Origin of the sequence: Mesorhizobium sp. M0119, from assembly GCF_040322615.1 — a bacterium.
In the GTDB taxonomy this organism is placed as follows: Bacteria; Pseudomonadota; Alphaproteobacteria; order Rhizobiales; family Rhizobiaceae; genus Mesorhizobium.
In genome coordinates, this window is the sequence record NZ_JAMYTU010000031.1 from 23,354 (window position 1) to 43,303 (window position 19,950).

Consider the following 19,950-nt stretch of genomic DNA (forward strand, 5'->3'; position numbering starts at 1 on the left):
ACTGACGCTCAGGTGCCGCGTGGTGCGGCCCCGGAAAGGAAAGCCCCATGACCACGGATCCAGAGGCTCCATGGTCTCCGGGAACAGCAGGAGCTCAGCCAGACCATCGCCTTCGGGACCGGGTCGATGCGCTGGGCTTTTCGCTGGTTCCGTTGACCCTGCGCGGACGCAGGCGTATCGTGACGTTGAGGAAAGCAGACAATTCGATCAGGGATGAACGTGCCGGAACGCCGCGCCTTGCCCTGATTTGCGCGCCGGAACCGGATGTTTCTCCCATGACCTGTGGGGGGAGATCCATGTCTTGCGACCACGGCGCGTTGGTGCGCTCTCGTGCCGGCCGTTTGCGCCGCGCCATCCAGGCTGCCAGCGGCCAGGCTGCCAGCGGATTGTCGATCTTGGCGCTCGCCGCTGGGCTCTGGCTCGGCAGCTCGGCCCAGGCTCAGGAAACCCAGATCATCTATCCCGGCTCGATGGCAGTGACCGGATTCTCCGGCACCATCATTCCCAATTTCGAGGAAGGCCTGCCGCCGGGCGTCGATCCCGTCGACGAAACCTTTATCGACACGGCGCGCGCGACCTTGCGCATCTTCGACGTCTCAAGGCTGGGCGGGCCGGCGTCTGGCCAATTGGTCTTCACCCCGCCACCGTTCGAGGTCACGGCCGGACAAATCGGCCAGGTGTTCGGCATCGCCTATGACGACGGCGTGCGCGACGGCGTTCCATCGGCCATTCCAAACCTCTATGCCGGCGCCACGTCGCTGCACGGCATCCGCATCGTCACACCAGACGGCGACGCCGATGGCCGATCGGAGCGGCAGCGCCGCGGCTCGGCTGACGCGGTCTTCATGGAGGGCCAGTTCGGCACCGAGAACGGCGGCGGCCCCGGAACGATCTGGAAGATCGACGGCATCACCGGCGCCGTCTCGAGATTCGCCGATATCGACGCCAATAGCGGTCCCGGCATCGGCGACGTCACTTTCGACAATATCCACCGCCAGTTCTTCGCCAGCGATCTCGACACCGGCCTCATCCACCGCATCGACGCCAATGGCGCGCTGCTCGACACGTTCGACCACGGCATAGCCGGCCGCCCGGCGCACGGGCTTGCTGCCCTTGCCGACGACGGCTCGGTGATGGACATCCAGGGTGCTGCCTTCGACAGCGAGGACCCCGATAGCTGGGGCTACACACAGGACGAGCGCCGCGTCTGGTCTGTCGCCTATCGTGGCGGCCGGCTCTATTACTCGGTCGGGGAAAAGGCGGAGATCTGGTCGGTGGGCATTGCCGGCGACGGCAGTTTCGCCGGCGACCCGCGCTGGGAACTGACCGTCAAGGCCGACAAGGATTACGCGGTCATCGACATCGCCTTCGACAACAAGGGCTTCATGTACCTGGCCCAGCGCGGCCCGGTGGAGAACCGCTACGACTACAGTCAGTTCGCCGATTCCGGCAAGGGTGAGGTCATCCGCTACTGGCGCGAAAATCCGGACGATCCGGCGACCGAATCGGCCTGGGTGGAAGTGCCGCAGGAATATGCGGTCGGCTTCCCGCAAGACAACCGGCAGTCGGCCGGCGGCCTCGACCTGCAATATGGCTATGATGCCGAAGGCAATCTCGATACCGGCGTCTGCACCGACACGCTGGTCGATACCGGTGACAAGTTGCGCGACAACCCGGAGCTTGCCGAACAACTCGCAGCCGGCGGGCCGCTTGCCGTGCACGGCGTGCAGATCACGCCGACGGCGCTGGTCAAGCCGGCCAACGTGCCGCCTTTCGGCTCGTGGTTCGTCGACTTCGACACTTATTTCGAAGACCCGGAAGTCGAGGGCCATGTCGGCGACGTCGAGGTCTGGCGCCCGTGCGAAGGCCGTGCCGGTTATTATGAGCAGGTGCCGGGCGGCTATCTGCCTCCGTTCTATCCGCCGGACTTCCCACCTCCCGGCAATCTGCCTCTTTGCCTCGATGTCGAGGATGTCAGGTATTTCTGCACGCCCTCCGGCCTCGAGGCCGATCTCTATCTCCATGACCATGCCGGCTTCGGCGGCGATTCGATCAAGGCTCTGTCCAGGATGCCTGGCGTCGGGGTGACTTCACCCCTGTCGCATGCGCCCGGCGCGCCATTCACGATCGGCATCACCGGCCATTATCCTGGCGACTGGGTCGATGTCGGGCTCTGCTTCTACAGGCAGTCCGACCGCGACAAGGGTGGCTACTACCCTTGCTGCAAGATGACCTTGCCGCTCAGAACCCCAGCCGTCAGCTGCGAACCGTGAGGAGGGGAAGATGAGCAATCTTGCACTTTTCCCGCCTGCGACGAGCAAACAATCAATCGTCATGGAGACCATCATGAAACCCCTGTCACTCGCCAGGCGCCGCGCGCGCTGGCTGATGGCGGCCGGTATCGCGGTCGCCATGCTGAGTCCGCTCCAAGGCTTCGCCGAAGACCTTGCCCCGGGCAAGATCAAGCCTGCCGATGCGGGCATCTACACTGCCGTTCCAGATCCCAGGCTCGATTTCGACAATCCTCGCATCGTCAATCCGGAGCCGGGCCGGATCGTGCCCTTCTTCACCAAGAAAGGCACCCAGAGAGGCTGCGACTATGTCGTATACTCGCTGAGCTTTGGCTTGCGCGGCAATCCGCAGGGTTTTGCCAGCCCGGGCCCCGCGGCCATGCTGAAAAAGGTCAGGCTCGATTTCAGGGACCAGCTCCCGCACGGCCTGCGCATCGTCGGCGTGCATGCGACCGGCGACGGCACCGATGCGTCCGGCGGACCGCTGCCCGGCGCTACGATCGGCAGTTCGGCTGGCCCGGACGATACGGCGACGGTGTCCGATTTCCGGATTTCCGCCAGCGACCTCGACGGCATCGGCGCTGCGAACGAGCGCGTCATCACGTTCCAGATCACCGCCAAGATCGACCATGCGGCGTTTCCGTCGCCGGCAATCGTCGATAACCAGGGCGTGGTCAAGGTGAGCCGCGAACACGGTGCCGGCGTCGAAATCCCGTCGCAGGACCCGGGCAAGCCGGACGACGGCAATTATCTCACGGGTGCAAAGACCTCGATCAAGATCGACATCACCAGGTGCAACCCGCCGCCTCCACCTCCCGGCAAGGAATGCTTCAAGGTGGAGCGCGGCACGGTCGATTGCGTGCCCGGCGGCGGCGCCTTCATCTATCACATGCCGTTCGGCCCAGAGATGGCTGGCAAATGGGTGCAGCTTTCGACGACGACACCCGGCATCACCATCATTCCCGACACGCAATTGGTGCCGGCGGGCGGCGGTGTGCTCAATTGGAAGATCGTCGGCGCTTCACCCGGCGACGTCATCCACATCATCGTCACCGGTATCGAAACCTATGCCGGCCCGAAGGAGGGCTGGGGTCTGTGCTGCACGCAAACGATCGATATCGTCATCCCGCGAGACCAGAGGTGCCCGCCGAAGGACAAGGAACCGGATCTGAAAGTCGAAAAGCGCGCCGACGTGCAACGTTGCACGATGGGCGGCGGCTGCGACTTCACCATCAGGGTCACCAATGTCGGCGATGCACCCTACTACGGCAAGATCGTGCTCGACGAAGTCACCCTGCCGGCCGGCTCCACCCTCGATTCAGGGCCGAACCCGCCCTGGGTCTGCGCGCCTGGAACCACCCCGATGATTTGCACTCATCCGGTGACCACGCTCAATCCGGGTGCCTCTGTCGACCTCAAGCTCGGCTTCAAGCCGGCCGCAGGCTGGCGAGGCAGCGTCTTGCGCAACTGCGCCACCTACAATTATGGCGCCAGCGGCAAGCTGCTTTTCGGCAGCCAGCAAAACGATCGCGGCTGTGCTTCGATCCCAATCTGCCGGCGTGGCGATCGTGACCGTGACTGCCGGCCGCCGGTGGAGAAGAAGTTCGATCTGATCCTGAAGAAGCGCGCCCGAACCGAATTCTGTTCGGCCGATGGCGTCTGCACCTTCGTGATCGACATCATCAACAATGGCGGCGTCCCCTATAACGGGCCGCTGACGGTCGTCGACACCTATCCGGGCGGCGCGCCGGCATCCTCGACCTTCGGCCCGACGCCGCCATGGATCTGCGGGCCGAACGGTCCCGGCAAGTTCCGTTGCGACAATGCCGGCATCGTGCTGTTGCCTGGCGCCTCGACGCCGATCTTCGTCAGGGCGGTGATGCCGGCCAACTACCGGCCCGATACCGTCGAGAACTGCGCCGAGGTGAAGGCTATTCCCGGTGAGAACGACATCACCAACAACAGAGCCTGCGCCAAGGAACGCATCCGTCATCCCAATGGCGGCGAGCCGGCCCTGCGCATCACCAAGGTGTGCAATGGCTCGCTGGCCGGTGCTGCGATCGTTTCCTGCCGCATCACCGTCATCAGCCTCGGCGCCGCTGCCCCGACCGGTCCGGTGCGGGTCAACGATGCCGCGACGCTGATAACCGGCGGAGCGCCGGTCCAGATCCAGACCGTCACCCCAGACGGCGCGGAATGGGCTTGCGGACCGGTTCCGGCCAACACACTGTCCTGCCAGATTCCCGGCGCCGTTATGACGCCCGGAACCAGCCGTCATTTCGACGTGACGGTTGCCGCGAACGGCGAATTCGAGAACTGCGCACGTGGCTCCTACGGCCCGGCTCCGGGAGACGACATCGTCTATCCGATCGGCCAGGCCTGCGCCAAGGGCGGCGGCGCCTCGACCATCCGCGTCGAGAAGACCGGCGACGCCGAGTGCAAGCCCGGCCAGCCCTGCTCGTTCGAGATCACCATCACGAACGATGGGACGAGCGCCTTCTCCGGTCCGGTTCGCATCGGCGATGCGATCGGCGTCGAAGGCCTCGGCCGGCTGGAAGGCGTTGCGATCACCTCGATCGATCCGCCCTTCGGCTGCTCGCCGGAGCCGGCAACCTTGCCTCTGTCCTGCATCGCTCAACTGATGCTCGGCGCTGGGGAAAGCCACGTTCACAATGTGATCGTGACCATTCCCGACGACCGCCGCCTGGCCACTCTGCAGGGCACGGTCAATGGCCAGAACTGCGTCGGCGTGCTGTCTCCGAACACGCCGGTGCAAGGCGGTGGCGACGTGTTGTCCCGCGGTGCGGCCAACGTGCAGGGTGATCGCGGCAAAGCCTATGCCTGCCATCCCTTCACCATCAGGAATGAGGTGAAGAAGGAATGCTCGCAAGGCTTCGTCATGAACGACGCCGGCAACTGCGTCTGCCCGCCAGGCACGACGTTCCGTAACGGCCAATGCTCGTCCGGCGGCGGCACGGTCATCGTGCCTAAGCCAAGACCTTGCGTTCTGCTCAAAGGCCAGATCCGCACCGAAGACGGACGTTGCGTCTGTCCGCGCGGAACAGAGCTGGAGAACGGCGCTTGCGTGGGGAAAGAGCCGAAGCCCGAGCAGTGCACGATCCGTGGCCAGATCCACGACGCTGCCGGCGATTGCGTCTGCCCGCGGGGCACCGAAGTCAGAGGCAATGCCTGCAGGCCAATCCAGCCGGAACCCGAGCAGTGCACCATTCGTGGCCAGATCCACGACGCTGTTGGTGATTGTGTCTGCCCGCGGGGCACCGAAGTCAGAGGCAATGCCTGCCGGCCAATCCAGCCAAGGCCCGAGCAGTGCACCATCCGTGGCCAGATCCACGACGCCGCTGGCGATTGCGTCTGCCCGCGGGGTACGGAAGTCAGAGGCAATGCCTGCCGGCCAATCCGGCCAAAGCCCGAGCAGTGCACCATCCGTGGCCAGATCCACGACGCCAACGGCGATTGCGTCTGCCCGAGGGGCACGGAAGTGCAAGGCAATGCCTGCAGGCGCAAGAAGCCTGTTGTGGTGGAGTGCCCGATACCAGGCCAGATCCACAACAAGCGCGGCGTCTGCGTCTGCCCGCGTGGGACAGAGCTGCGCGACGGCGCCTGCCGCAAACCACGGCTGGAATGCGCACCGGGCGCGCGGCCGATCAATGGCCAGTGCCAGCCGATCCGCAAACCGACCCTGCTGCTGAATCCAAAGGTTCTTCAGCAGGTCGTGCCAAGGCGCAAGCCGCAGCTCGAGCAATAGGATCGCGCGCGGAACTTCAAACGGTGATGGTTCGCGTCACCCAAAACCCGCCGGAGCGATCCGGCGGGTTTTTTCTTTGGCGGGCAGATGAAAGGGCAGCGCAAACCTGAAGCCGTGGCGTCGGCGGAAGGACAAACCGGCTTCCACTTTCCGGACTCATGGTCTAGGCAGTCGATACAGAGGGTCCGTAAACTGAGGCGTTCAGGAAGGCCGCACCATGAGCAAAAAAACCCTGATCGCGCCATCGGTGCTGGCGTCCGATTTCTCGAAGCTCGGCGACGAGGTCGAGGCGGTGACCGCCGCGGGCGCCGACTGGATCCATCTCGACGTCATGGACGGGCATTTCGTCCCGAACATCACCTTCGGGCCACCGGTGATCAAGGCGATCCGCAACCGCACCAAGGCTTTCTTCGACTGCCATCTGATGATCGCCCCGGCCGACCCCTATCTGGCCGCCTTCGCCGAGGCCGGCTGCGACGGCATCACGGTGCACGCCGAAGCCGGGCCGCATCTCGACCGCTCGCTGCAGACGATCAAAAACCTTGGCAAGAAGGCCGGCGTGTCGCTCAACCCGGCGACACCGGAGACGATGATCGAATACGTGCTCGACCGGCTCGATCTGGTCCTGATCATGACGGTCAATCCGGGGTTCGGCGGCCAGGCCTTCATTCCGGCGATCGTCGACAAGGTGAGGCGGGTGAAGGCGCTGATCGGTGGCAGGGCGATCAGGATCGAGATCGACGGTGGCATCTCGCCTGAAACTGCGCCCCTGGTCACCGCGGCCGGCGCCAGCGTGCTGGTCGCTGGTGCGGCCATTTTCAAGGGCGGCAGCGTCGAGGCCTACCGGGCAAACATCGAGGCAATCAGGGCAGCGGCGGATAAGGCGGCCGGCTGACCGCTGGCGCCTGGCCCGGAAACCGCGGCTCGGGGGAAACATGAGCAACCATCTGTTCGATGCTTTCCGTGCCCGGATGCCCGCGCCCGAACGCCTTTTGATGGAGGCAGAGGATGGGCGCTCGATCAGCTATGGCGAAATGCTGGCGCGCTCCGCTCAACTGGCACATGCGCTGTCGCAGCTGGGCGTCGAAGCCGGCGACCGCGTCGCCGTTCAGGTCGAGAAGAGCCCCGAGGCCATTTTCCTCTATCTCGCCTGTCTGCGTGCCGGCGCGATCTTCCTGCCGCTCAATACCGCCTATACGCTCACCGAGCTCGACTATTTCTTTCGCGATGCCGAGCCGCGACTGGTCGTCTGCGACCCGGCGCGAGTGACCGAGATCGGCGCTTTGGCACAGGCCTCGGGCGCTGCGGTCGCGACACTCGGCAGCAAGGGTGAGGGTTCGTTGACCGACCGCGCCTCTGAGGCGGCCGTGGACTTCCACGATGTGGCGCGCGGACCGGACGACCTTGCTGCGATCCTCTACACGTCCGGCACCACCGGCCGTTCGAAAGGCGCCATGCTCAGCCACGAAAACCTCGCCTCCAATGCGCGGGTGCTGGTCGACCTCTGGCGCTTCACTGCCGCAGACGTGCTGATTCACGCGCTGCCGGTTTTCCACACGCATGGCCTTTTCGTCGCCACCAATGTGGTCCTGATGGCCGGCGCCTCGATGCTGTTCGAAACCAAATTCGACCCGGCCCGCATCGTCTCGCTGCTGCCGTGCGCCACCGCCCTGATGGGCGTGCCGACATTCTACGTCCGCCTGCTGCAGCAGGACGGTTTGAACCGGCAAGCGGCGAAAAACATCCGCCTGTTCATTTCCGGCTCGGCGCCGCTTTTGGCCGAGACGCACAGAGCCTGGCGAGAGCGCACCGGCCACGCCATCCTCGAGCGCTACGGCATGACCGAGACCAACATGAACACGTCGAACCCTTATGATGGCGAGCGGCGTGCCGGCACGGTCGGGTTTCCCCTGCCCGGCGTTTCCCTGCGCATCGCCGATCCCGATGGCGAAACACTTGCCCGGGGCGAGGTCGGCATGATCGAGGTCAAGGGCCCGAACGTCTTTTGCGGCTACTGGCATATGCCGGAAAAGACCAGGGCTGAATTCCGTGACGACGGTTTCTTCATCACCGGCGATCTCGGGCTGATCGATCCCGACGGCTATGTCCACATCATCGGCCGCGGCAAGGACCTGATCATTTCCGGCGGCTACAATATCTATCCAAAGGAAGTCGAGAGCGAGATCGACGCGCTGCCTGGCGTCGCCGAAAGCGCTGTCATCGGCGTTGCCCATCCGGATTTCGGCGAAGGCGTCACCGCTATCGTGGTGAGGACGCCGGGCTCGGCCATCAGCGCCGCAGGGATCGTAGAGGCCATCGCCGGGCGCCTCGCCAGGTACAAGCATCCGAAACGGGTGATCTTCGTGGACGAACTGCCGCGCAACACAATGGGCAAGGTGCAGAAGAACCTGCTGCGCGAAACCTACAAGGACCTCTATACGTCCAAAGCCGGCTAAGCCGGAGGGATGGCGTTGGCTGCAAAAACCCTGGCACCGTCGATCCAGACGCTTTTAATGTCCAGATCGTCCGACAGCGAAACGATGTTGGCAGCAGTTCCCTTGGCGAAGCGCCCGAGCCGGTGCGACTGGCCGATCGCTTGCGCCGGATAGAGCGAGGCCATGCGCAAGGCTTCGTCGAGGCTGAGGCCGACGACGCGGTGCACGAAGCGCACCGCGGAAATCATGTCGAGATCCGCGCCCGCCAGCGTGCCGTCGGCAAGCGTCAGCCTGCCATCCTTGCGGTGGATGGTGCGGCCGTTCAGCGTAAACGAGGTCATGTCTGTGCCGATCGTCGCCATGGCGTCGGTGACGAGCAGGATCTTGCCCGGCCCCTGCTTGGCGCGCAAGGCGATGGCCATGGTGGCCGGATCGACATGGATACCGTCGGCGATGATGCCGGCATGGAATGTGCCGGTATCGATTGCCGCGCCCGCCAGCCCCGGCTCGCGATTGCCGATCTGGCTCATTGCGTTGAACAGATGGGTGACCACCGTTGCGCCGGCCTCGGCAAAGGCGCGAGCCGTGGCATAGCCGGTATCGGAATGGCCGATGCTGACGACAATGCCGGCCTTGCTGAGCGCCGACACCTGGCCGGGCTCGACGGATTCGGGCGCCACCGTCGTCAGCAGTACCGGCAGATTTGTCCGTGCGGCGATCAGCATCGCCTGGTCGGAGTCTAGCATAGGCCGGATCAAAGCCGGGTCATGCGCGCCCTTGCGGATGATCGAAAGATGCGGCCCTTCGAGATGCAGGCCCAGGAAGCCCGGCACCTTCCTCCGTGCCGCCTCGGCTCCGGCCGCAACCGCCGCGGCGGTGATCTCGGACCTGTCGGTGATCAGCGTCGGCAACAGCGCCGCCGTGCCGAAGGGCGCGTGCGCCCGGCAGATGGTCTCGATCGAGGCGACGTCGGGATGGTCGTTGAGCATGACGCCGCCGCCGCCATTGACCTGCAGATCGACGAAGCCAGGCGCCAGCATGCCGCCGGTCTCGATACGCGCAACATTGGATGGAATGGCGCCGGCGGCAACGATGGCCTCGACGAGGCCGTCGCGCACGACAAGCGCCGCATTGTCGTGCCAGTCGTCGCCATCGAAAATCCGGGCGCCAGTCAGGGCAAAGCGGTCGCTCATAGCGTTTCCGTTACCTTGCGCAGATTGGGCGGCGTGTCGGGGTCGAGGCCGCGATGGCGGGCAAAAGCCTCGACGAAACCATAGAACGACACGATCAGTGTCAGCGGGTCGGTCAGCGGATGACCGGTGGCGACATGCGGCAGCGGCTGCGCGCTCTTTGCCTTGTTCGACGTCACAAAGACGGCGGCGCCCTTGCCGGCCAGGCTGTCGGCGGCATCGGCCACCGACGGTTCGGATGCATCGCGGGCGGCAAGTGCCAGCACCGGGAAGCCGGGACCGACCAGCGCCAGCGGGCCGTGCATGACCTCGGCGGCGCTATAGGCCTCGGCATGCATGGCGCAGGTTTCCTTGAATTTCAGCGCCGCCTCGTTGGCGATCGCCGCCGACGGGCCACGGCCAAGGATGAACAGCGATTTTTGGGTCTCGAGTGCCCCAGCCAGTGCCATCCAGTCGCAGGCGATCGCCTTGCGAAAATGCTCCGGCAGGCGGGCGAGTGCGGCGAGCAACTTGTCGTCGCCGGTGCTGTGCGCCATCAAGGCGAGGCCGGCGACCGCCGAATTGACGAAGGTCTTGGTCGCCGCGACGCTGAGCTCCGGTCCGGCCAGGATATCGATGGCGTAATCCGAGGCTCGCGCGAGCGGCGAATCGGCGGTGTTGGTGATGGCGACGGTCAGCGATCCGCCGGTCCGCGCCGCTTGCGCCATTGCGACGATGTCCGGGCTCTTGCCCGACTGCGAGATCGCCAGGCAGGCCGAGCCGCCCAGCTTCAGCTTGGCGCCATAGATCGAGGCGATCGACGGACCGACCGACGCAACCGCCAGGCCCGCGGTCAGCTCCACGGCATATTTCATGAACGTTGCGGCATGGTCGGACGAGCCGCGCGCCACGGTGACGACGAAATTCGGATCGCGCTCGCGAATGCCGCGTCCAGCTTCCGTCAGCACCGCGGCCGAGCCGTCGAGCAGGCGGGCGGTGGCCTCCGGGATCTCCTCGATCTCGCGCCGCATATGGGTCGTTGTTGCGCTCATGGCCGGCCCTCTTCGCCCGGCCCGCTCAGCCGGAGTTCGGCGACAAAATCATAGGCGTCGCCCCTATAGATGGAGCGGGTGAATTCGATCACCTTGCCGCTCGCCAGATAGGAGATACGCTCGATGTGCAGGCCGGCAATGCCCGGCGGCACTTCCAGCAGATGCGCGTCGCTATCGCCAAGATTGGTGGCGGAAATGCGCTGCACCGCCCGCACCGGCCTGTTGCCGGTCTTTTCCAGCGCCGCGTAGAGCGACGAACCAATCGCCGCCGGATCCGGCAGCACGCTTGTCGATAGCGAGGCGCGCTCGATCGCCAGCGGCGTGTCGTTGGCGATGCGAAGGCGCGCCACGCGCGCCACCAGTTCGTTCGACGCCAGGCCGAGCACCATCATCTCGTCGGGCGACGGCGGATAGAGGCCGCGGTCGAGCCAGGCCGAACGCACGGCCATGCCGCGCCGCGCCATGTCTTCGGTAAACGAGGTCAGCATCGACAGCGACTGCTCGACGCGCTCCATGCGTGGCGCAACGAAAGTACCGGAACCATGGCGCTGGACGAGGATGCCGCCCTTGACCAGGTCCTGCACCGCCTTGCGCACGGTGACGCGCGAAATGTCGGCCTTGCTGGCGATGTCGCGCTCGGATGGCAGCGCATCGCCCGGTCCGATCAGCCCGCGTTTGACCGCATCCTCGATGCTTTTCCTCAGCTGCAGATAGAGCGGCGCGCCGCTCTGCGACGATTGTTTCAGCACCGCGAATATCTGGTCGGCGGCCTCGCTCATCGCGCTGCCTCCGCCGTGCTCGCAAAAATCCGAACCGCCATCTGAACCGCGCCGCCCAGCGCGTCGTCGAGCGGCGGTTTCAGCAGCGCCCGGTAGCGGGCCGACAGGCGCGGCGCGTAAAGCGGCGCCAACCCGCCGAGCAAACAGAGCGGATCGTCGCCGCCGAGGTCGAGCACGCCAAGCGCTGCCTCGACATCGGCGACCGCCTTGTCGAGGATCCAGATAGCGACGGCATCGCCCTTTTCGGCATGTTCGAACACCTTGGGCGCGAAGCCGCCGAAATCGCCTGGCTTGGCATTGGTGGTGAATTCGACCACATCCTCGGGATTGTTGCGGAAGATGGCGAGCATGGCTTGCGTCAACGGTGATCCCTGGCGGATGCCGTCATAGGCGAGCAGCGTCTGCTCGAGCAGGTCGCGGCCGATGCGGGCGCCGCTGCCCTGGTCGCCGACCTGGAACCCCCAGCCGCCGATGGCGCGCGACTTGCCTTGTTTGCGCGCCATATAGGCGGTGCCGGTGCCGAGTATGGCCATGGCGCCGTCACCGGAGCCAACCGCGCCTTCCAGCGCAATCTCGGCGTCGGTCTCGACACGGCTGATGCGGAACGGCAGGATCGCTTCGAGCTGCTGCCTGTAGGTGCCGACATTGGCGCCGGCAAGACCGAGAACGGCCGGAGTTTGCGGGATCAGTGCGGGATCCCTGCCCGCGGCGACAAAGGCCTGCTGCGCTGCGTCGACGATATTGGCCCTGGCGCCGGTGAGATCGGTGCGTATGTTGGCGGCGCCGCTTTTGGCGCGGCCGAGGACACTGCCGTCGGCCGTTGCAAGGGCCGCCCTGCAGCTGGTGCCGCCGCCATCGATGCCGAGCACGAATTTCACGTGATTTCTCCTCCAGGCGGATAATACCAATAAAATACCAATAGCCAAGGATTAATTTCCGTTTCAAAAAAGTTAAGGCGTAGTTTGTTGGAAAATCAGCCGATTTTGTTCGCAAGCCTGCACCGCCGCAAGGATTTCATTAATGCGTGTGGACAAGTGGTATTTTTTTGGTATGGTTTTCTCGATTGGAGGAAAGCGGATGGCCGAAACGCGCACCGAAGCGCTTCACCACAATGCCGAGGGACTGGATATCCAGGCCCCGGAAGCCGTCCTTTCCTCTTTGGCCAACGCACAGATCGAGGCCGCCAAGGCCGTGCACGGCGCCATTCCTGCCATTGCCGCGGCAGCCGAAATCATCGCAAGCAGACTCAAAAGCGGTGGCAAGCTCGCCTATGCGGCCGCCGGCAGCTCGGGCCTGATGGCATTGGCCGATGCGCTGGAGCTGCCGGGCACGTTCGGCATCCAGCGCGACCGCATCGCCATTCTGATCGCCGGCGGCGAGGAGGCCTTCAAGACACTGGCGGGCGGGCCGGAGGACGACACCGAGGAAGCTTCGGCAGCGGTTGCCGCCGCCGGCATCGGCAAGGGCGACTGCCTGATCGCCGTCTCGGCCAGCGGCTCGACACCTTATGCTGTCAGGGCGATCGAGGACGCCAGGCGTCGCGGTGCGGCGACCATTGCCATCGCCAACAATAGGGAGGCTGCGCTGCTGCGGCTGGCCGACATCGCCATCCTGCTCGAAACGCCGCCGGAGCTGATTGCCGGCTCGACGCGCATGGGCGCCGGCACCGCCCAGAAGATCGCGCTCAACATGCTGTCGACGCTGGCCGCCATCCATCTCGGCCATGTCCATGACGGCTACATGGTCAACCTCATGGCCGACAACATCAAGCTGCGCGACCGCGCCGCACGCATCGTTGCCGCCGTCAGCGGGCGCGGCAAGGACGAGGCAGCCCGCCTGCTCGAAAAGAGCGGCGGCGTCGTCAAGACCGCCATTCTGCTCGCCGCCGGCGCCGCCAGCGCCGATGCGGCCGAGAAGATACTGGAAGGGACTGGCCACAAGCTGCGGCCAGCCCTTTCCGCGATCGAGGGGAGCAAGGGGCGCAATGCCTCTGTTCTCATCAAAACCGAACCTGAAAAAGGTCAACAGGGAGACTGAGCATGACAACGAAGCTACTGACGGCACTTCTTCTCGGCACCAGCATTCTCGGCTCCGCCGGGGTGGCTTATGCCGACGACGTAACGCTCAACATCGAAAGCTGGCGCGGCGATGACCTTGCCATCTGGAAGGACAAGCTGATCCCGGCCTTCGAAGCCAAGAACCCGGGCATCAAGGTGATATTCGCGCCGTCGGCGCCGACCGAATATGACGCCGCACTCGGCGCCAAGCTGGCCGCCGGCTCGGCCGGCGACCTGATCACCTGCCGCCCGTTCGACAAATCGCTAGAACTCTTCAAGAAGGGCAATCTTGCCGATATCTCGACACTGCCCGGCATGGAGAACTTCTCCGATGTTGCCAAGGCCGCCTGGCAGACCGACGACGGCAAGTCGAGCTTTTGCGTGCCGATGGCCTCGGTCATCCATGGCTTCATCTACAACAAGGACGCCTTTGACAAGCTCGGCATCAAGGTGCCGACGACCAATGAGGAGTTCTACGCCGCGCTCGACAAGATCAAGGCCGACGGCACCTACATCCCGATGGCGATGGGCACCAAGGATCTCTGGGAAGCCGCGACCATGGGCTACCAGAACATCGGCCCGAATTACTGGAAGGGCGAGGAAGGCCGCCTGGCACTGATCAAGGGCGAGCAGAAGCTGACCGATCCGCAGTGGGTCGAGCCCTACAAGGAACTGGCCAAGTGGAAGGACTATCTCGGCGACGGCTTCGAGGCGCAGACCTATCCGGACAGCCAGAACCTGTTCACGCTCGGCCGCGCCGCCATCTACCCGGCCGGCTCGTGGGAAATCGGCCTGTTCAACACGCAGGCGCAGTTCAAGATGGGCGCGTTCCCGCCGCCGGTACAGAAGGCCGGCGACACCTGCTACATCTCCGACCACACCGACATCGGCATGGGCCTCAATGCGGCCTCGAAGAACGCGGATGCGGCCAAGACCTTCCTGTCCTGGGTGGCCTCGCCGGATTTCGCCACCATCTACGCCAACGCGCTGCCGGGCTTCTTCAGCCTGAACAACACCCCGGTGAAGATGGAAGACCCGCTGGCCCAGGAATTCGTCTCCTGGCGCGGCAAGTGCAAGTCGACGATCCGCTCGACCTACCAGATCCTGTCGCGCGGCACGCCGAACCTCGAGAACGAGACGTGGGTTGAATCGGCCAACGTCATCAACGGCACCGACACGCCGGAAGCGGCCGCCAAGAAGCTGCAGGACGGCCTCGACAGCTGGTACAAGCCGGCGAAGTAAAGGCGCGGCGAAGCGTTGTCTCCCCCCTCGAGGGGGAGATGTCGCTGAAGGCGACACAGGGGGTCGGTCGAGGCAGGCCGCGGCTTGATCGTTGCTGGAAAGCGCGGTCGAACGACGATGGCGCGCTGCCTCGGCCGACCCCACCCGCCTCCCTTCGCGAAGCACCCTCCCCTCGAGGGGGAGGGAGGCGCCGTGCCCTTTGACGGCAATAGCAAGACCTGATCGGCGGGGACCGAACGCATGGCCGCAGCACCGAAAAGACCGTTCCGTTGGCATATCGGCGTTTTCCTGGCGCCGGCGCTGCTGGTCTATACGGCGATCATGATCCTGCCGCTGGCCGGCACGCTGCAGCTTTCCCTGTTCCGCAACATCAACCAGTCGCAGGTGTTCGTCGGACTGGAAAATTTCCGCATGCTGTTCGGCGATCCCAACTGGTCGGTCAATTTCTGGAACGCGCTCAGGAACAATGTCTGGTTCTTCATCATCCATATGCTGGTGCAGAACCCGATCGGCGTCCTTTTGGCAGCACTTCTGTCCAGCCCCAGGCTGCGGTTTTCCGCCTTCTACCGCACGGCGATCTTCGTGCCGACGATCCTGTCCTTCGTCATCGTCGGCTTCGCCTGGAAGCTGATCCTGTCGCCGCTATGGGGCGTGGCGCCGCATATGATGGACCTTGTCGGCCTGAAAAGCCTGTTCACGCCCTGGCTCGGCAAGGCGCAATACGCGCTGACCGCGCTCAGCCTGATTTCGGTCTGGCAGTTCGTCGGCATCCCGATGATGCTGATCTACGCGGCACTGCTGTCCATCCCCGAAGAGGTGATCGAGGCCGCCGAATGCGACGGCATCACCGGGATGGCGCAATTCTGGAAGATCAAGCTGCCGCTCATCCTGCCGTCGATCGGCATCATCTCGATCCTGACCTTCGTCGGCAATTTCAACGCTTTCGACCTGATCTACACGGCGCAAGGCGCGCTGGCCGGGCCGAACTATTCGACCGATATTCTCGGCACCTTCCTCTACCGCGCCTTCTTCGGCTTCCAGCTGCAGGTCGGCGATCCCAACATGGGCGCGGCGATCGCCACGATGATGTTCCTGATCATCCTCGGCGGCGTCTGCGTCTATCTGTTCCTCGTGCAGACGCGCTTGCGTCGCTACCAGTTTTAGGGGAGCGCGACCATGAGCACGGCAACCCGCTCCCTTCCCCGCACAATCGGCGCCCATGTGATCCTTCTGACCTACACGGCGATCGCGCTGTTTCCGGTGATCCTCGTGATCATGAATTCGTTCAAATCGCGTGCCGGGATCTTCGGCGCGCCGCTGACGCCGCCGACGCCGGGGACCTTCGACCTGATCGGCTACACCACGGTGATCGGCCAGGGCGACTTCATCCATTATTTCCAGAACAGCCTTGTCGTCACCGTCGCCTCGCTGTTCTTCGTGCTTTTGTTCGGCGCCATGGCTGCGTTCGCGCTGTCCGAATACCGCTTCCGCGGCAATTCGCTGATGGGGCTTTACCTGGCGCTCGGCATCATGATCCCGATCCGCCTCGGCACCGTCGCCATCCTGCAACTGATGGTGGCGAGCGGGCTGGTCAACACGCTGACGGCGCTGATCCTGGTCTATACGGCGCAGGGCCTGCCGCTTGCCGTCTTCATCCTGTCGGAATTCATGAAGCAGGTCTCCGACGATCTGAAGAACGCCGGCAGGATCGATGGCCTGTCCGAATACACCATCTTCTTCCGGCTGGTGCTGCCGCTGGTCAGGCCATCGATGGCGACGGTTGCCGTCTTCACCATGATCCCGATCTGGAACGATCTGTGGTTCCCGCTGATCCTGGCGCCGTCGGAGGAGACCAAGACCGTGACGCTCGGCGCGCAGCTGTTCCTCGGCCAGTTCGTCACCAACTGGAATGCCATCCTGGCCGCCCTGTCGCTGGCGATCATGCCGGTGCTGATCCTCTACGTCATCTTCTCGCGGCAGCTGATCCGCGGCATCACTTCGGGAGCGGTCAAGTGAGTTCGCAACAACCCCTTCGCGTTGTCGTCGCCGGTCTCGGCAATATGGGGCGCAGCCATGCGCTGGCCTATCACACCAATCCGGGATTCCAGATCGCCGCGCTGGTCAACCGCTCGGATGTGCCGCTGCCGGAAGGGCTTTCGACCTACGCCATCCGGCGTTCCTTCGACGAGGCGCTACGCGACGAAAAGCCCGATGTCGCCTGCATCGCCACCTATTCCGACAGCCATGCCGACTATGCCGTCAAGGCATTCGAGGCCGGCTGCCATGTCTTCGTCGAAAAGCCGCTGGCAACGACGGTTGCCGATGCAGAACGCGTCGTCGCAGCAGCCAAGGCCAACGGCAAGAAACTGGTGATCGGCTATATCCTGCGCCACCACCCGTCCTGGATCAGGCTGATCGCCGAGGCGCGGAAGCTCGGCGGCCCTTACGTGTTCCGCATGAACCTCAACCAGCAATCCTCCGGCCACAGCTGGGAGACGCACAAGCAGCTGATGCAGACGACGTCGCCGATCGTCGATTGCGGCGTGCATTATCTCGACGTGATGCTGCAGATCACCGACGCCAGGCCGGTCGAGGTGCGCGGCATGGGGCTGCGGCTGAGCGACGAGATCGCGCCGTCGATGTACAATTACGGGCACCTGCAGGTGCTGTTCGACGACGGCTCGGTCGGCTGGTACGAGGCCGGCTGGGGGCCGATGATTTCGGAGACGGCTTTCTTCGTGAAAGACGTGATCTCGCCCAATGGCTGCGTGTCGATCGTCATGAAAGAGGGCGTCAGGTCCGACGACATCGACACCCACACCAAGACCTCGACCATCCGCCTGCACAGTGCGGCAACCGGAGCGGACGGCAAATTCGCCAAACCGGATGAGATGCTGTCGATGCAAGGCGAGCCCGGCCATCAGGACCTCTGCGACCTTGAACAGGCGTTTGTGCTGAAGGCGGTCCGCGAGGATCTGGACTTGACCCGCCACATGGACGACGCGGTGAAGTCGCTCGCCGTCTGCCTTGCAGCCGACGAGAGCGTGCGCAGCGGCCGCGCCGTGAAACTCTAGAAAAGGGACGACGCCGTGGGTTCGCTGAACATCGAGAACGTGAAAAAGGCCTTCGGGCCGGTCGAGGTGCTGAAGGGCATCAACCTCGAGGTGACGGATGGCGAGTTCGTGGTCTTCGTCGGTCCATCCGGCTGCGGGAAGTCGACGCTGCTCAGGGTTATTGCCGGGCTGGAGGACTCGACCTCAGGCCGCGTGGTGATCGACGGCCACGACGTCTCCGCAACGCCGCCGGCCAAGCGCGGCATCGCCATGGTGTTCCAGACCTATGCGCTTTACCCGCATCTGACGGTGAAGAACAATATGGGTCTCGGCCTCAAGCAGGCGGGCACGCCGGCGGCCGAGATCGACCGCCGCATCGGCATCGCCTCGTCGATGCTGTCGCTGGAGCCCTACCTCGAGAGGCGGCCGGCCGAATTGTCCGGCGGCCAGCGCCAGCGCGTCGCCATCGGACGTGCCGTGGTGCGTGAGCCCAAGCTTTTTCTGTTCGACGAGCCGTTATCGAACCTCGACGCCGCACTGCGCGTCAACACCAGACTGGAGATCGCGCAATTGCACCGCCGGCTGAAGGCAACGATGATCTATGTCACCCACGACCAGGTCGAGGCAATGACGCTGGCCGACAAGATCGTCGTGCTCAATGCAGGCAAAATCGAGCAGATCGGCGGACCGATGGAGCTTTACAATTCGCCGGCAAACGAGTTCGTCGCCGGCTTCATCGGTTCACCGAAGATGAATTTCGTCGACGGCGCCAGGCTTGGCGAAACGGCAAAGACCATCGGCGTCCGTCCCGAACATTTGACGGTCGACCCCAAATCCGGCGCCTGGAAAGGCACGGTCGTGCATGCCGAGCATCTCGGCGCCGACACCAACCTCTATCTCGACTGCGAGAAGGCCGGCTTGATCACCGTGCGCATTTTTGGCGTCTATAACGCTGAGCCTGGTGCCACGCTCTATGCGACGCCGGATCCGGCGAAGACATACCGGTTTGGACCCGATGGGAAGGTGCTGAAGTAGCTTCGCGGCAAAGGTTGGCGCTGCCCCTCACCCTTACCCTCTCCCCGTATAGAGACGGGGAGAGGGGGACGTCAGCGCTGGAGCTTCGTCCTTCTCCCCGTCACTATACGGGGAGAAGATGCCGGCAGGCAGATGAGGGGCGGCGCAAACTTGCCAAAGTGAAACGCCTACAAATCCGCCTTGAACGTCTGCTTCTGTATACCAAGCCCTTCAATACCGAGCTCGACGACGTCGCCTGGCTTCAGGAAGACCGGTGGCTTCATGCCGAGGCCGACGCCGGGCGGCGTGCCGGTCGAGATGATGTCGCCGGGGTGCAGTGACATGAACTGGCTGAGATAGGACACGAGATAAGCGACGCCGAAGACCATGGTCTTGGTCGAGCCGTTCTGCATGGTCTTGCCGTTGACCGTCAGCCACATCGGGATGTTCTGCGGGTCCTTGACCTCGTCCTTTGTCACCAGCCACGGACCGATCGGCCCGAACGTGTCGCAGCTCTTGCCCTTGGTCCACTGGCCCTGGCGCTCGGCCTGGAAGGCGCGCTCGGAGACGTCATGCGCGACGCAGTAGCCGGCGACATAATCCAGCGCCTCGGCCTCGGTGACATATTTCGCTTTTCTGCCGATGACCACGCCGAGCTCGACTTCCCAGTCGGTCTTGACCGAGCCGCGCGGGATCAGCACGTCGTCGTTAGGCCCGACAATAGCCGAGCTTGCCTTCATGAAGATGATTGGCTCCGGCGGCACGGTGGCGCCGGTTTCGGCGGCATGGTCGGAATAGTTGAGGCCGATGCAGATGAATTTGCCGGTGCCGGCGACGCAGGCGCCGATCCGCGGCTTGCCGGAAACCGCCGGCAGCGATTTCACATCGAGCTTCGACAATGTCTCAAGTGATGCCGGGTCAAGCGCCTTGCCGGCAATGTCGGTGACATGGGCGGAGAGGTCGCGGATCGTTCCATCGGCATCGAGCAGGCCGGGGCGTTCGCTCCCCGCCTCGCCATAGCGCAGCAGTTTCATGCAGTTTTCTCCCAGTTGCGACCAGAGGCCGTTTGCAAACTCGCTCCGCTGCGGCGAA

The 19,950-nt window shown here is 64.3% G+C and carries 15 protein-coding genes; 10 read left to right on the top strand and 5 right to left on the bottom strand.

Translation table 11 applies throughout. The features are described 5' to 3' along the window. Positions 1 to 296: 296 nt before the first annotated feature. The 4 genes from NKJ40_RS23680 to NKJ40_RS23695 all read left to right on the top strand — a co-directional run bounded on the left by NKJ40_RS23680 (position 297) and on the right by NKJ40_RS23695 (position 8,513). Complete coding sequence (locus NKJ40_RS23680; protein WP_352468122.1) at positions 297 to 2,273, top strand: hypothetical protein; 1,977 nt, start codon at positions 297 to 299, stop codon at positions 2,271 to 2,273. Between the two features lie 10 nt (positions 2,274 to 2,283). Next, positions 2,284 to 6,057: a DUF7929 domain-containing protein gene (locus tag NKJ40_RS23685; RefSeq protein ID WP_352468124.1), complete on the top strand. Its 3,774-nt coding sequence runs from the start codon at positions 2,284 to 2,286 to the stop codon at positions 6,055 to 6,057. Positions 6,058 to 6,274: 217 nt separating this feature from the next. After that, positions 6,275 to 6,952: a ribulose-phosphate 3-epimerase gene (gene rpe / locus NKJ40_RS23690; RefSeq protein WP_352468126.1), complete on the top strand. Its 678-nt coding sequence runs from the start codon at positions 6,275 to 6,277 to the stop codon at positions 6,950 to 6,952. Between the two features lie 40 nt (positions 6,953 to 6,992). Continuing rightward, a complete protein-coding gene (locus NKJ40_RS23695; RefSeq protein WP_352468127.1) occupies positions 6,993 to 8,513 on the top strand; it encodes a malonate--CoA ligase in 1,521 nt (506 codons plus the stop codon). On the opposite strand, the gene nagA is transcribed toward NKJ40_RS23695, so the two are convergent. The 4 genes from nagA to NKJ40_RS23715 are packed head-to-tail and all read right to left on the bottom strand — an operon-like array spanning position 8,510 to position 12,370. Further along, positions 8,510 to 9,685, bottom strand: coding sequence for an N-acetylglucosamine-6-phosphate deacetylase (gene nagA, locus NKJ40_RS23700; protein WP_352468128.1), 1,176 nt, complete (start codon positions 9,683 to 9,685; stop codon positions 8,510 to 8,512). The genes NKJ40_RS23695 and nagA overlap by 4 nt on opposite strands. Further along, positions 9,682 to 10,713 carry an SIS domain-containing protein gene (locus NKJ40_RS23705; RefSeq protein WP_352468129.1) on the bottom strand — a complete coding sequence of 344 codons (1,032 nt, stop codon included), beginning with the start codon at positions 10,711 to 10,713 and terminating at the stop codon, positions 9,682 to 9,684. The genes nagA and NKJ40_RS23705 overlap by 4 nt, the downstream gene beginning before the upstream one ends. After that, complete coding sequence (locus NKJ40_RS23710) at positions 10,710 to 11,492, bottom strand: GntR family transcriptional regulator (protein ID WP_352468130.1); 783 nt, start codon at positions 11,490 to 11,492, stop codon at positions 10,710 to 10,712. Before NKJ40_RS23710 ends, NKJ40_RS23705 begins: the two co-directional genes overlap by 4 nt. Continuing rightward, positions 11,489 to 12,370, bottom strand: a complete 882-nt coding sequence (locus tag NKJ40_RS23715) for a glucosamine kinase nucleotide-binding domain-containing protein (RefSeq protein ID WP_352468131.1) — start codon at positions 12,368 to 12,370, stop codon at positions 11,489 to 11,491. Before NKJ40_RS23715 ends, NKJ40_RS23710 begins: the two co-directional genes overlap by 4 nt. 199 nt (positions 12,371 to 12,569) lie before the next feature. On the opposite strand from NKJ40_RS23715, the gene NKJ40_RS23720 reads away from it, so the two are divergent. From NKJ40_RS23720 to NKJ40_RS23745, 6 genes are all read left to right on the top strand, one after another. After that, a complete protein-coding gene (locus NKJ40_RS23720; protein WP_352468132.1) occupies positions 12,570 to 13,529 on the top strand; it encodes an N-acetylmuramic acid 6-phosphate etherase in 960 nt (319 codons plus the stop codon). A 2-nt stretch (positions 13,530 to 13,531) separates the two neighbouring features. Continuing rightward, positions 13,532 to 14,791 carry an ABC transporter substrate-binding protein gene (locus tag NKJ40_RS23725; RefSeq protein WP_352468133.1) on the top strand — a complete coding sequence of 420 codons (1,260 nt, stop codon included), beginning with the start codon at positions 13,532 to 13,534 and terminating at the stop codon, positions 14,789 to 14,791. Positions 14,792 to 15,031: 240 nt separating this feature from the next. Then, positions 15,032 to 15,955 carry a carbohydrate ABC transporter permease gene (locus tag NKJ40_RS23730; RefSeq protein WP_023718922.1) on the top strand — a complete coding sequence of 308 codons (924 nt, stop codon included), beginning with the start codon at positions 15,032 to 15,034 and terminating at the stop codon, positions 15,953 to 15,955. A gap of 12 nt (positions 15,956 to 15,967) precedes the next feature. Continuing rightward, the gene (locus NKJ40_RS23735; protein ID WP_352468134.1) at positions 15,968 to 16,807 is read left to right on the top strand and encodes a carbohydrate ABC transporter permease; all 840 of its coding nucleotides are present in this window, start codon (positions 15,968 to 15,970) and stop codon (positions 16,805 to 16,807) included. Further along, positions 16,804 to 17,865, top strand: a complete 1,062-nt coding sequence (locus tag NKJ40_RS23740; RefSeq protein ID WP_352468135.1) for a Gfo/Idh/MocA family protein — start codon at positions 16,804 to 16,806, stop codon at positions 17,863 to 17,865. The genes NKJ40_RS23735 and NKJ40_RS23740 overlap by 4 nt, the downstream gene beginning before the upstream one ends. 15 nt (positions 17,866 to 17,880) lie before the next feature. Continuing rightward, a complete protein-coding gene (locus NKJ40_RS23745; protein WP_352468136.1) occupies positions 17,881 to 18,879 on the top strand; it encodes an ABC transporter ATP-binding protein in 999 nt (332 codons plus the stop codon). A 167-nt stretch (positions 18,880 to 19,046) separates the two neighbouring features. On the opposite strand, the gene NKJ40_RS23750 is transcribed toward NKJ40_RS23745, so the two are convergent. Continuing rightward, positions 19,047 to 19,892, bottom strand: a complete 846-nt coding sequence (locus NKJ40_RS23750; protein ID WP_352468137.1) for a fumarylacetoacetate hydrolase family protein — start codon at positions 19,890 to 19,892, stop codon at positions 19,047 to 19,049. Positions 19,893 to 19,950 lie beyond the last annotated feature (58 nt).

Coding starts and splice junctions, on each gene's coding strand:
- NKJ40_RS23710 (WP_352468130.1), bottom strand. CDS start 11,492: ATGAGCGAGGCCGCCGACCAGATATTCGCGGTGCTGAAACAATCGTCG.
- NKJ40_RS23735 (WP_352468134.1), top strand. CDS start 15,968: ATGAGCACGGCAACCCGCTCCCTTCCCCGCACAATCGGCGCCCATGTG.
- NKJ40_RS23725 (WP_352468133.1), top strand. CDS start 13,532: ATGACAACGAAGCTACTGACGGCACTTCTTCTCGGCACCAGCATTCTC.
- NKJ40_RS23680 (WP_352468122.1), top strand. CDS start 297: ATGTCTTGCGACCACGGCGCGTTGGTGCGCTCTCGTGCCGGCCGTTTG.
- NKJ40_RS23685 (WP_352468124.1), top strand. CDS start 2,284: ATGAGCAATCTTGCACTTTTCCCGCCTGCGACGAGCAAACAATCAATC.
- nagA (WP_352468128.1), bottom strand. CDS start 9,685: ATGAGCGACCGCTTTGCCCTGACTGGCGCCCGGATTTTCGATGGCGAC.
- rpe (WP_352468126.1), top strand. CDS start 6,275: ATGAGCAAAAAAACCCTGATCGCGCCATCGGTGCTGGCGTCCGATTTC.
- NKJ40_RS23750 (WP_352468137.1), bottom strand. CDS start 19,892: ATGAAACTGCTGCGCTATGGCGAGGCGGGGAGCGAACGCCCCGGCCTG.
- NKJ40_RS23695 (WP_352468127.1), top strand. CDS start 6,993: ATGAGCAACCATCTGTTCGATGCTTTCCGTGCCCGGATGCCCGCGCCC.
- NKJ40_RS23705 (WP_352468129.1), bottom strand. CDS start 10,713: ATGAGCGCAACAACGACCCATATGCGGCGCGAGATCGAGGAGATCCCG.
- NKJ40_RS23730 (WP_023718922.1), top strand. CDS start 15,032: ATGGCCGCAGCACCGAAAAGACCGTTCCGTTGGCATATCGGCGTTTTC.
- NKJ40_RS23720 (WP_352468132.1), top strand. CDS start 12,570: ATGGCCGAAACGCGCACCGAAGCGCTTCACCACAATGCCGAGGGACTG.